Source organism: Asticcacaulis solisilvae (genome assembly GCF_017875235.1).
Classification (GTDB): Bacteria; Pseudomonadota; Alphaproteobacteria; order Caulobacterales; family Caulobacteraceae; genus Asticcacaulis; species Asticcacaulis solisilvae_A.
The window spans coordinates 1-11,972 of the sequence record NZ_JAGGMI010000020.1 but is presented as its reverse complement, the minus strand read 5'-3'; the positions used below and the strand labels follow the sequence as shown (position 1 = coordinate 11,972).

Genomic DNA, 11,972 nt, shown 5'->3' with positions numbered 1-11,972 from the left:
GCTTTCATGAGCACAACCGGGACGGACGACCAACCGGCCTTCGCGCCGACGCTCCATAGTATTCTGGATCGCTATCGCCATGGGGCGATCGACCGGCTGAACGCCGTCAAGGCGCTGACCGGAATCACTCTGGCCCTGGCGCCGGAAGAGTTGTTCGGTGACGACGCCGAAGACCGGCTGACGGATTATTTTGAGGCGCAGGTCGATCGCTATCGTGTCGCGGACGGTCATGCCGATGATATTCGCGATGAAGTCGTGGCCTTTGTCTGGGCGGCCGCGCAGGGGCATACCGGTGTCCGCGAGACTTTGGGACTTAGGGATGGGTACTGTTAGCTATTGGGTCTGTGAACATTTTTGCCTTCGGCGTTGCGTTTCAAAGCGGAATTGGCTAATCAAACCCGTAACGGAGACGTGACCGAGAGGCCGAAGGTACTCGTTTGCTAAATGAGCGTACCCCAAAAGGGTACCGTGGGTTCGAATCCCACCGTCTCCGCCACCTTATCTCGCAAAGCATTGCGGGATAAGGACCCGAAGAGTCCCCCCAAATTAGCGGATCGCCCGAGTGGTACACCAACTTGGTACACTGGGGCACCTTTGTGAGTCGGATATCCGTCAATCACCTCGTTCGTCGTGGAACCGCCTACTATTTCCGGGCCAGGGTTCCGACCGAAATTCGTGATAGCTTTCTCGGGATAGCTGAGGTGAAAATCTCCTTGAGGACGGGAGATTTTCAGTATGCTAAGCGTCTGTGCCGTTGCCTAAGCAACGCCTTTGAAGTCCTATCTGCACGAATTGGGCAAATGAAGTTTCTAACTGTTCCCGAGGTGCACGGCTTCGTGCGCACCTACTTCCAGCACAGTCTGAACCAAGCTCTAGAGCTGTCCCATGATCTCCCGCTAGATCCGCAAATCGATTTGGAAAATGAAATCGAGAGTTTGAAAACGGCTGAAGCTGCGACCCGTAAGAGGCTCGTGTCGCGGGCCTATGATAGCGGGGATCGTGGGGACGTGAACAGGCTCTTGGAAGCGTTCAAGCCGTCCGATACGGAGATTGGCCTAGACGTTCGAGACATAGCTTATGACGGCGTGGTCAGGGCCAAACTTGCCCAAATTCGCTATTTGATCGCGTCTCTGTCAGGCGATCCGGCAGGCATGGTCGTTTCCGATCCCCTCTTTGTAAACATGCTTCCGACCGGTTTTAATGAACCCTACTCTCAGCCGTGGGAGGTGAGCAACACTAAGGAGGAGGGGGAGGTTGAAGCCACCAGCAAACGTCTCGATTTTGTCATTGAGCAGTTTTTGGAATTCAAGGCTAAGTCAGGCGTTGTTGAAAAGACGCTGGCCGATTTTAGGCGAGTTTTAGGCTGGGTGGCTGACATCGTTGGGCCTGAACGCCCGTTGACCAGCCTGACAAAAGTTGATGTGAAGGCTTTTCGAGACGCGTTGGAAAAAGTTCCCAACGGGATGGTAAAGCTCAAACAATTTAAGGGAATGTCGCTTTCCGAAGTATTGGCGACGAACAATGATGCGATGCCAATATCGCCGGCCACGCAGCAAAAATATCTAAATTTCTTCAATATATTTTTGAATTGGTGCCATGCTGAGGAATTACTTTCTGCAAAGCTAGGCGGAAATCTGAAGGTTATCGTGTCCAGCGCGGAAAACGTTAGCAATGACGTCAATCCCTATAACAAAGGTCAACTTCACCAGATATTCACTTCGCCGGTTTTCCAAGGAAGCTTCTCGACGTCCAGACGAAACAGGCCAGGCAAAATAATTCTAAAGGACGCATATTATTGGATACCGATAATCGCCTTACTGACAGGTATGAGACTCGGTGAAATCGTCCAGTTGCTCGTTGCGGACGTGCGAGAGAAACTGAGCATTCTTTACTTCGACATCAACACGTCGGAGGACAAAGACAAGCGATTGAAAACGGATGAAAGTAAGCGGCAGGTGCCTGTTCCAGACGTTCTAATGAAACTTGGATTTCAAGCTTATTTAGAAGAGGCAAAAAAGAGTAAGCGCAAAAGGCTTTTCGAGGAAATCCAATGTGCGAAAGACGGATACTATAGTGCTAATTTTTCCAAATTCTGGACTCGCTATACTCAGATCACTGGCGCTTATCATAGCTCGACTAGGTTCCATTCGTTCCGCCATTGTTTCAAAGATGCAATGGAGGCTGCTGAAACTCCCGAAACTATAAACCGTGCGATAATGGGGCATAGTGATAAATCAGTGCATGGCTCCTATGGTTCAGGCCCAAGCTTAAGCCAGAAAAAGAATGCGATAGACAAGGCGATTTTCGAAATTGATTTGGTGACAATTTTGACTTCGACGGGCACGAGCACCGATGTCGCTAACGACGCCAACGACGACGAACTTGGAAGTTAGTATTGGCTTTCGGAATGCCCTCGACGCGCCGGAAATTTAAGAAGTAAAAAGTTGAATTAAATCTGTAATTTAGGTCGCTAAAAGCTAACATAAACTGCATGTTTCACATGACAGGTTATAGCAAATGTTCGACCCGGTTTTTCGTACTCAACTTCAATGCCTTTTGTTTGGCGATACAAGCGGGGATGTGCCCGTTGAGCTATTGCCTAGAGTCGATGCTTGGTTGGCATCGAGTCTACTTCAAAAGGCGATCCGGCGTGGTGAAGTCCGCCTTGCTCAGCGTGCTGCCGCAACTTTTTATCGGTGGCGACCGCGGGCCATTTGGCACCGGTTTATGGTAATCGCGTTTGAAGACATCGGCGTTGCGTCTCTCGACGCGTTGGCGATAGTTGCATGTGCCGGCTTGGACCCGCAGTGGCGGAAGGTGTTGGGCAGTGACCTCGACGTCGTGTGTATGTTGGCCGCTTTCTTAGCAAATGTGCCCAAAGACCGCTCGCCGGACCACCTCATCTGCGTCGCCCATAGTCACCCTGAATACGAAAGTATTAGGGAGCGGGTGGGTTGCCTGAGCCTGGACGACCGCCTCAGGATACTGGGAGATATGTCGGTGCCGGTCGCAACGCGTGCGGTTGCAGCTTGGTATTGTTCGGGCATCGAATGGGGAGGTGAGCGTCGCATTGGTTCAGGTGACTTAGGGGCGCTGCTCGACCGTTTCCAGAATGACGGCGTACCCAATGAACTTTTGGTAGCCACCCGCATAGCCGCACACCGGACCAAAGAGCCAATTTGCGTCATGGTGCCGCTTCTATGGCAGGAGATGCACAAGCAGGGCGTTCCAAAAACCGAACGATGCGCGGTGCCGGACGCCCAGTTTACTTCGGGCGTTCCTTCGTATGCTTTTGATAAACACACACGCATCGGCAAAGCCGCGATTGGTAGACTTGCAAGAGACAACAGCCTCGTCCGCGACTGTCTTGAGCAATATGTTGCCGACTATCGCGGACTGGAAGCCGCCGCAATGGCAGCCTTTCACACTGATGCTTCGCCAGTGTCGCTGCGCATATCCTGGGAGGGACACGGGGCTTTAGAAAATTTAGGTATTGAAGCTGACCTAATGTCTGTTGGTGTCGATCGTGGAGGGATCGGTCCTTTGCTGCGTGTTTTTCATGAGCAATTGGAACACTTGAACGCGCTTCGGGCAGAGCTGTTCGACGGCAAGCGGAGGGCAGCATGAGCAATGAATTGGAATCTGCTCAGAGGTTCCTGTTTGACGCAAGCGACTTAGACGGAGCCTTTGCAATTAATTGCATGCTTAATGGCGACGACGTCCGTGCAATTAATTGCAATATTCCGGCTGTCGTCACGCCCCGCCAAAGCCCTCCCAGCCAATTACTCGATCTCCTATCCAATTCCATATCAACCGCCACCAAACGCGCCTACGAGGCGGATTTGGCTGATTATGAGGCATTTGGAGGGGCAATCCCAGCCACCGCCGACAAACTGGCCTTGTACCTCGCAGCGTTAAGCGAAACGCATAAGCCAGCCACCATAACCCGCCGCCTAAGTGCCATCGGCAAGGCGCACCGCATGAAAGGCTGGCCCGATCCCACGAAGTCCGAAATCATCAAGGCTACGGTGCGGGGCATCCGAAGAACGCAAGGGACAGCGCAACAGGAAGCCAAACCCCTTCTGCGAGATGATCTGTATGAAATTTTGGCCGCGATGGGGCAGGGGGCAAAAGACGTCCGCGACAAAGCACTTTTACTAGTCGGTTTTGCAGGTGGATTTCGGCGTTCAGAATTGGTCAGTCTTGATATTTCCGATATTGAACACGTTCGGGAGGGAGTGGTTTTGACCTTGCGCCGGTCAAAGACCGATCAGGAGGCCAGGGGCCGAAAAATCGGTATCCCGCTCGCGCGCGGCCGTTGGTGTCCAGTCAAGGCATTGGAGAACTGGTGCGATCTTGCGGGTAACCTCGAGGGGCCGATCTTCAGGTCGATAAACAGACATGGCCATGTTCGGGACAGGCTGTCGGGCGAAGCTGTTTCATTAATCGTCCGGGAGCGGTTGACCGCTATTGGCCGAAGATCGGACGGATATTCCGGCCATTCCCTACGTGCGGGCTTCGTAACCAGCGCGGCTATATCAGGCGTGGCGAGCCATAAAATCCGAGCCCAGACAGGACATGCTTCCGATGCGATGCTGGAGCGATATATCCGCGACAGCGACCTGTTCATAAACAATGCGGCAGGGGCCATTCTTTAATTCAGATGCCGGTGCAGTCAGAACGTGCTTTCGATTTCACTTACGAATTCATGAAGGTCGAAGCCGATAATCTTTGAAAGTGCAATCAATTCGACCAAATCGACGCGACGCTCACCGTTCTCAATGTTGGCGATAAACGGCTGTAGACGACCCAAGGCACTCGCGACCTGAACCTGGGTTAAACCAGCCTCTTTCCGCCTAATGGTCAGCAGGTCGGCCATGCGCTTGTGCTGAGGTGTATGTAGGGTTTTGGCCATTGCTCAGTCGGAAAGGAACGCTTCCAACCGCTAGCGGCGACGACAAAATATTCAAAAATTGGATATTGCCTTACGACGGCCCCTTGGTAGACTTCAGTCTCGTACATATCAGGGGGGACGTGATGGCTGGGGTAGACAATAGCGGTTTAAGTAACTCTACGGGTAAGCCTCCAGTGAAGTATCCGGGCTTGAAGCCACTGCTATGGATTGTCCTTGGCGTCCCCGCATTTTTGCTCGTTCTCTTCGTCGGAATGGCCATCGCATACCAAGTCTTCACGCCGGCCGAAGAAAAGGCAGCGAATAGCGCCAGATGGGCCGAGGAACGGGCCGCAAAGGCCGCTGCGAAAGCGCAGGCAGCGGCTGCGGCGGAGAAGGAAACTCTTAAAGCAGCCAAGAACGACACTCCTTCAGCTTTAAAAGAGATCAGGTTGGCCTTTCGTGGTACCGAGACACCCGAAGCCTCAGAGCAGATCGTCAATGAGACCCTCACGGCCTTCGCAGAACCTTTGAATGAAGATAGTTACGGGACAATTTTACGTCTTGTTCAGCCCCTAGCTGACAAAAGTAGAATGACTGAAGCTGAAATACTTAAATGTATGAGTGCCGCGAAAAGCACCAACCCGAAAGGGATTTTGACGTTAAATCAAGCAGCGGCAATGTGTGTGTCAGATGAGAAATCGCTAAATTACGACACAGTTTTTACATATGGCGGCCCAGTCTGCGCCTACCTCACGGACGTCGATAAGGCGATACAGCTATGGCAGAACGGAAATAGTGCTTTGATTGAAAGCCAAACGTCCTGCTTCTTTGTCAGTGAGGGAACGAAGGCTGTCAGCGTTGATAGTGCCTCAGGATACAAGCAACTGATACTGGTCGACGAAAACGGTCAAACAAAACAGGTTTGGACTGACTGGCAGCTAATTTCGAGTTTATAGTGCAATTAATTGCATTGACTGGCGCGTCACGGCTTCGGGAAGTGGATGTTCACGCTCTCGCGTCCGGCGGCCATCTGATAGGCGCCGCATTCGGCCAGCGCCGTGATGGCCAGGCTTTCGGAACGCAGGGCCTGGGGGTTGGATGCGTCCTCCGCCTTGCGCGCTATTTCCGGCGGCTTGGCCAGCATGCCATTTGCAGCGAAGGTCACGGTCAGATTGACCGGCAGGGTTTTGGTGTCGGCAATGCGACGCCAACACGGGGCAATGGCCGCCCACAAGTCGTCCAATGCACCGGACGAGGTTCCACCTTGGCCTTCGCCGCCCTCGGGCGCGGCGGACTTTAGTGCGGATTTTGCGGCCGTCGTCTCGGCCGCGTCCATCTCCTCCACGGCGGGCATGGCGGGAAGTGCGGCGCTGAAACTTTCCGTCCTGGCCAGAGTCGTCAGGTCGTCGAGCGCGTCCAGTTCCGACACGCTTTCGGGCTGGGGTTCGCGTATCTCTAGCGATTGGGCTTCCGGCAGGGCCATGGCCGTCAGGTCGAGGCTTAAGCCTTCGTCTTCCCCCTGATAGGCGCCGCCCTGGCCGCCGGTCGAAAAGCCGGAAGGGGTGTTGGGCAGGAGGGCTACGGCAAAGAGAACGTGCAGCGCGAGAGAGACCGCAATGGCGATGGGACGCCGGTGTTTGGGCAGACGCTGCAAGGGCAGGCGGTTCAAACACGCGGACGCCGAGGCCAGCGCCGCACCAAACGCAGAGTGTGCGATTTTGGCTAATCTCGCAAAGGTTGCGGAGGCCGGACTAATGAACATGTCAGGCGTCATTCATATTGTCCCGCTGCCGGGTGAAGAGACGCCGGTCAGGTCCCTGCGGTGCGCACGACCTGGGTACGGTTGCCGGCGGCGTCATAGGTGTAGGTGATCTTCGAGCCATCCGGATATAGAACCTCTACAACCCGGCCAAGCGCATCGTATTTATACGTCGTCGTGCCCGCATTCGCTTGTCCCGCAAAGGACAGCGCTGCTCCAATGATCAGAGCACTCTTGAGGGCCGCGGCCATATATCTGGATGTCAGGCTTTTGTGCGTCATGCCGTTCCCCATCGCTTCGCTTAGTCACGAGCGTAGTCCAACCGGATACGAACACAAGTGACGCGCGTAACAATGTCTGTGGATAAGTTCGGGGGCACGTTGTCATCGAATGCATCCCATGATTGTCTGCCCAGCGGCAGTCTTGCACCTGGGAGGGGAATATGAGTCGTTCGGTACGCCTAAACCAACAGGTCAAATTGAAGGGTTTGGTCAAACGGACAGGGGCGAAGCGCCGTGCTGCATATGCGGCGTCGATCGCGGCGATAATCGTGGCCTTGCCCGCTGGTTCCGCTTTTGCCATTGCTAAGAAGGGTATCGACGGCATGAGCAAGACCGCGATTGAGCGTCCGATTCTTGACCAGAATAACGTCGACCTCCTATCCGGACATTACACACGAACGGATGAACACCTTACGATTGGAAACGCCGCGAATGGTGGACTTCGTTGGAGCTACAGCCAACACACAAGCGACGCCGAGTTTATCGACACTTACAATGGCAAGATAACGCTCGACAACAGCGTCAACGTCGATTCCGGCAAGACAAAGGTCACGGTTTCGTCGGGCTCGGACTCGTTTTTAAAAGTCGGCGGTACCGGTGGAGCCTGCTCGACCGATTGTAAAAACTCGCTGAGCCGGTCTTCTACCCTGGTTAAGTCCGGCAGCGAGTATATTTACACCAACACAAGCGGCGACGTTTTCTATTTTGACGCTTTCACGGGAAACATTAATCCTCCCTATACGGGAACCATAGCGCGCTTGAAGCGAATCGAGAACGCGAATGGCGTCAAGATTACCATTACTTATGATGAGTTGGGCTCTTGCGCCCTGACGGTCGGCTGTCCCTACCGCATCAACAGTGTGGTGACCAACACGGGGTACGGCCTGAAGTATGAATATCTGTATTCTAATAGCCGCCACCTCAGCAAAGTCTACGCAGTCAACACCACGACGACCACCTGCACATTCGCGCCGCTTAACTGCTCGTCCTACGACGCTTTACTGAACATCGCTCACATCAACATGTTCGTTGTCGACATCACGCGTCCAGCGGGCGGGACCTACCGGTATGGCATTCTGAACGCGTTCGAAAATGTAGAAATAGACGTTCTCAACTATGTTCGCCTGCCTACTGGCGCGGAGTTCACGACGACCTACGACAATTTCGGCCGGATCAAGACGCTGACAACGCCAGCGGGCACGTGGGGATATGGCTATTCAGACACGAACCTGGACCTGATCAACAGCACGGACGGGCGTACGACCACAGCGTCCAATCCCGGTGGCGGGCCGGCCAGGGTCTATAACTTCCATAAGGCGTCTCAGCTTCCCAGCAATGAGAAGAACGAGCTGAACCAACTGACGGTTTACACAAATGTCAACGTTGGCGGCGCGCTTGCGATCGGGACGATCACAAAACCCGAGGGCAACAAGATCACATACGGATATAACGCCAGGTTCAATGTTGTAAGCGAGACGCACACGAACAAGGCGGGTGATGCGACCCTCGTTACGGCTTCTGACTTTAGTGCAACCTGCGCCAACATGAAGATGTGCAACCAGCCGAACTGGACCAGGGACGCAAAAAACAATCAAACGGACTATGTCTACGACCCTACGCATGGTGGCGTGCTGACAGTCACGCTTCCCGCCGACCAGAACGGTCTGCGGCATCGAACTTACAACACCTATACACCGTTTGATACCGGTAACGGCTACATCTATCGTCTGACACGTACAGAGGCTTGCGGGCTTAACTCAGGTCAGCTTGGCTTGGCGGCGTGTCCGACGGCCGTAACGACGTCGGTAACGGTTACCGACTACGGTAATTCGACCACAGCGCCCAAGACCTATAAAACCTTTTTGCCGTTTAGTGTCACCCAAACCGATGGCGCCGGAAGTCTTTCAGCTACTACGGCTTACACTTACGACAATGTCGGCAACGTCGTTGCTGTCGATGGGCCTTTAGCCGGGGCAGTCGATGTCTCTTACGCAACTTATGACGCCGATCGCCGCAAGGTCTGTGAGATCGGAGTCGACCCCGATGGCGCTGGTCCATTGGTCCGGACGATGATCAGGCACAATTACAACCCTGACAGTACGGAGGCCCAAACCGATACGGGCTTCGGATCGAGCACGACGGATTGCCGCCCAGGTTACGAAATGACACGTACAAGCTTCGTGCGCCGGACCTTCGACACGCTTGGCCGATTGATCAAGACGGAACAGGTTCAGCCGTAAGGGGGCGGAGATGAAAGCGAAACTGAAAATTACCACGGCAATTGTGGGTCTGTTCTTTACGGGCGCAGCAGGAGCTCACGCCGAGACTGTCCACAGCGTCACGCAGGTCAGCTACAATTACCGCGACCAACCCGTTTGCACTGTTTCTCGCATGAACCCGGCGGCCTTTGGCGGGCTGCCTACTGATGCCTGCGCCCTTGGGACGGAGGGCGCCCATGGACCGGACCGGATCACTCAGAATATCTATGACGCTGTCGGCCGGTTGAAGGCGGTTTATCAGGCCGTTGGCACACCGATCGTCCGGCAATATGCCTGGTACGACTATAGCCCGAACGGTCAGAAGACGGTCGAGATCGATGCCAACCATAACAAGACGACTTACGAATATGATGGCTTCGACCGGCTGAAGAAGCTGCGCTTCCCGGTCACGACGGTCGGTGTTGAGCAGTCGAGCACGACCGACTATGAGGAATACTGGTATGACGCGAACGGCAACCAGACTTCGTGGCGCAGGCGTGACGGCAACATCATCAACTATGGCTATGACAGCCTCAACCGCCAGATTGCCCGCAGCGGTTCCGCCATCGCCGACACGGCGACGACCTACGACGGCTTGGGACGGCTGGTCACCAAGGCGTTCACCGGCGGCGGTCAGGTGTCCTATAGCTATGACGGCCTGGGAAGGATCGTATCGACGACCGACATGAACGGCCGGACGGTGGGCTATGCCTATAATGCTGCTGGCGCACGGATATCGCTGATCCATCCGGACCTGAACACGGTGGGCTATGGGCTGGATAACGCCAACCGCATGACGTCCCTTGGCTGGAACGCGACCTCGGGCCTGTTGACGCAATCCTATGAGAACCTCGGCCGTCTGCTGGGGCACGGCAAGATCGGCGGCTCGACGACCTACAGCTATGACGGCGTGGGCCGCCTGACCTCGATGACCAACGATCTGGCCGGCACCGCTTACGATGTGACCTGGACCTTCGGCTACAATCCGGCAAGCCAGATCCAGACCTCGAGCGCGACCTCGACGGTCTATGACTACAAGGAACTGTCCAGTTCCACGGTCAACAAGACCCACGACGGCCTGAACCGCGATACCGGTATCGTTTCTGTCGGCGGCTATGATGCCCGGGGCAACCTGACCTATGAAGGCTCGGGCGGCCGGACCATGACCTACGACCTCGAGAACCGTCTGCTGAGCGTGGTCAGTTCCACCGCCAACATGCGGCTGAACTACGATCCCGAAGGCCGGCTCTATCGCTACTCCACCGATGGCGGCTCGACCTGGACGACCTTCCTCTATGACGGCGTCAACCTGATCGCCGAATATGCGGGGTCGAACACCACGCCGCTGCGCCGCTATATCCATGGCACGGGCACCGACAATCCGCTCCTGTGGTTCGAAGGCTCCGGCGCCAGCGACAAGCGCTGGCTCTACACCAACTACCAGGGCAGCGTGATCTCCTACACCGGAGAATCCGGCACTCCGGGGACGATCTTCAAGTACGGCCCATATGGCGAGCCGAAGGATGTCAACAACAACGAGAACTGGAGCAGCTTGCGCTTCCGCTACACCGGCCAGGTGACCCTGCCTGACGCCAAGCTCTACTACTACAAGGCCCGGGCCTATGATCCCGCGTATGGGCGGTTCCTCCAGACTGATCCGATTGGGTCAGAGGACGATCTGAACCTGTATGCCTATGTTGGTGGGGATCCGATCAATGGAACCGATCCTACGGGAACGGAAAACATGCGCGCTGTTTACAAAGAGGACTACAAGTCTAATGACAAATTGCCTGCAAAGGCCGTCGGCGAAGCTGGAGACAAAGCTTTAGAAAAGAACAACTTTGCACCTGGCACCACAGTTTCAGTTGGCGTGACCGGCGGCGGAAATGCGGGACCTGTAAATGGTTCGCAAACAGTCGTCGTTGCCGCAGATAGCAAGGGCAATGTGAAGGTTCTAGAAACAAAAACCGGCGCCGTTGGAAACAGTACGGGCGCTAGAGCACAGGGCGCTGTAGTGGCGTCTGTTGCAAATGGAAGCGTAGATGACCAAATGGGGAAAGCTACTGTAGCTCAAGGCGGGGCTGGTGTAGCAAGTGGTGGCGTTTCCCATGCCACCAACGGTAACGGACAGAACGTCGTGGCTGTGACGGTTGGAGTTGGCACGCCAAGCACACCGGGTGGAAGTGTTGGTGCAAGTAATACGACAGAAATAAAATCCCGCGATAATCCTGAGGTGAATCGGGCACTGAATAATGTGCCATTGACTTGCCAACATGGAAACGCGTGTACAAAGTGAGGTGTTTTCGTGGTCAGATATATAAAATATCTCTTCAATGCAGTATCTGTAATTGGAGTGATTTTTATTATGTGGTCGACTTTTTATGTCAACGACATTATAAGCAAGCGACCTGCGTCTCCAATACATGAATATGCTTTTGCATATAAGGCTCGGGGCGGTGAGGTCGTCTATGTAACTGAGGCTGAGCGATTGTTAATTGATTCAAGCGGGTGGTTACTGTCGGCAATCGTAGTGACAGTACTAATCACCGTTGGTCTAAACGCCGTTCTGAAAAGAAAAAAGCCCGGATAGTTTCGTAGTTCGACTTCTAAGTTGAAGTGCAGGCTACGATTCGAGCATTGTTCCGTGCAATTAATTTCACGGGAAAATCGTCTATGGGACGGTTTCTAGAGCAGATTTCTAGCGGTTTGAATCGATAGGGGATTCCCATTCCGTCCGAACAGTGATTCAAACTTGGTGCTGGGAGGAGGCCAGTACCGAT

The 11,972-nt window shown here is 54.4% G+C and carries 10 protein-coding genes and 1 tRNA gene; 8 read left to right on the top strand and 3 right to left on the bottom strand.

What is annotated here, in order from left to right; translation table 11 throughout:
* The first annotated feature begins 6 nt into the window (after positions 1-6).
* The 5 genes from J2X24_RS21050 to J2X24_RS21030 all read left to right on the top strand — a co-directional run bounded on the left by J2X24_RS21050 (position 7) and on the right by J2X24_RS21030 (position 4,658).
* Entirely contained in the window at positions 7-333 is a 327-nt protein-coding gene (locus tag J2X24_RS21050) for a hypothetical protein (protein WP_209725846.1), read from the top strand.
* 72 nt (positions 334-405) lie between these two features.
* Positions 406-496 (top strand) — tRNA-Ser (locus J2X24_RS21045).
* 100 nt (positions 497-596) lie between these two features.
* Positions 597-2,393, top strand: a complete 1,797-nt coding sequence (locus tag J2X24_RS22885; protein WP_310005249.1) for a DUF6538 domain-containing protein — start codon at positions 597-599, stop codon at positions 2,391-2,393.
* A gap of 124 nt (positions 2,394-2,517) precedes the next feature.
* Positions 2,518-3,627, top strand: coding sequence for a hypothetical protein (locus tag J2X24_RS21035; protein WP_209725842.1), 1,110 nt, complete (start codon positions 2,518-2,520; stop codon positions 3,625-3,627).
* On the top strand, positions 3,624-4,658 hold the full coding sequence (locus J2X24_RS21030; RefSeq protein ID WP_209725840.1) for a tyrosine-type recombinase/integrase: 1,035 nt from the start codon (positions 3,624-3,626) through the stop codon (positions 4,656-4,658). The genes J2X24_RS21035 and J2X24_RS21030 overlap by 4 nt, the downstream gene beginning before the upstream one ends.
* Positions 4,659-4,675: 17 nt before the next feature.
* On the opposite strand, the gene J2X24_RS21025 is transcribed toward J2X24_RS21030, so the two are convergent.
* A complete protein-coding gene (locus J2X24_RS21025) occupies positions 4,676-4,879 on the bottom strand; it encodes a helix-turn-helix domain-containing protein (protein WP_209725838.1) in 204 nt (67 codons plus the stop codon).
* 158 nt (positions 4,880-5,037) lie between these two features.
* On the opposite strand from J2X24_RS21025, the gene J2X24_RS21020 reads away from it, so the two are divergent.
* A complete protein-coding gene (locus tag J2X24_RS21020) occupies positions 5,038-5,850 on the top strand; it encodes a hypothetical protein (RefSeq protein ID WP_209725836.1) in 813 nt (270 codons plus the stop codon).
* A gap of 26 nt (positions 5,851-5,876) precedes the next feature.
* Here the strand turns inward: J2X24_RS21020 and J2X24_RS21015 are convergent, their stop codons facing one another.
* Positions 5,877-6,563, bottom strand: a complete 687-nt coding sequence (locus tag J2X24_RS21015; RefSeq protein ID WP_209725834.1) for a hypothetical protein — start codon at positions 6,561-6,563, stop codon at positions 5,877-5,879.
* A gap of 140 nt (positions 6,564-6,703) precedes the next feature.
* Positions 6,704-6,934: an RHS repeat domain-containing protein gene (locus J2X24_RS21010; RefSeq protein WP_245345011.1), complete on the bottom strand. Its 231-nt coding sequence runs from the start codon at positions 6,932-6,934 to the stop codon at positions 6,704-6,706.
* A gap of 161 nt (positions 6,935-7,095) precedes the next feature.
* Here J2X24_RS21010 and J2X24_RS21005 point away from each other — a divergent pair, with 161 nt between their 5' ends.
* Together J2X24_RS21005 and J2X24_RS21000 are read left to right on the top strand one after the other, a co-directional pair.
* Positions 7,096-9,174 (top strand): hypothetical protein, encoded by a 2,079-nt coding sequence (locus tag J2X24_RS21005; protein ID WP_209725832.1) that lies wholly within the window; start codon positions 7,096-7,098, stop codon positions 9,172-9,174.
* Positions 9,175-9,184: 10 nt separating this feature from the next.
* Positions 9,185-11,488 (top strand): RHS repeat-associated core domain-containing protein, encoded by a 2,304-nt coding sequence (locus tag J2X24_RS21000; protein ID WP_209725830.1) that lies wholly within the window; start codon positions 9,185-9,187, stop codon positions 11,486-11,488.
* Positions 11,489-11,972 lie beyond the last annotated feature (484 nt).

Coding starts and splice junctions, on each gene's coding strand:
- J2X24_RS21005 (WP_209725832.1), top strand. CDS start 7,096: ATGAGTCGTTCGGTACGCCTAAACCAACAGGTCAAATTGAAGGGTTTG.
- J2X24_RS21035 (WP_209725842.1), top strand. CDS start 2,518: ATGTTCGACCCGGTTTTTCGTACTCAACTTCAATGCCTTTTGTTTGGC.
- J2X24_RS21020 (WP_209725836.1), top strand. CDS start 5,038: ATGGCTGGGGTAGACAATAGCGGTTTAAGTAACTCTACGGGTAAGCCT.
- J2X24_RS21050 (WP_209725846.1), top strand. CDS start 7: ATGAGCACAACCGGGACGGACGACCAACCGGCCTTCGCGCCGACGCTC.
- J2X24_RS21010 (WP_245345011.1), bottom strand. CDS start 6,934: ATGACGCACAAAAGCCTGACATCCAGATATATGGCCGCGGCCCTCAAG.
- J2X24_RS21030 (WP_209725840.1), top strand. CDS start 3,624: ATGAGCAATGAATTGGAATCTGCTCAGAGGTTCCTGTTTGACGCAAGC.
- J2X24_RS21025 (WP_209725838.1), bottom strand. CDS start 4,879: ATGGCCGACCTGCTGACCATTAGGCGGAAAGAGGCTGGTTTAACCCAG.
- J2X24_RS21000 (WP_209725830.1), top strand. CDS start 9,185: ATGAAAGCGAAACTGAAAATTACCACGGCAATTGTGGGTCTGTTCTTT.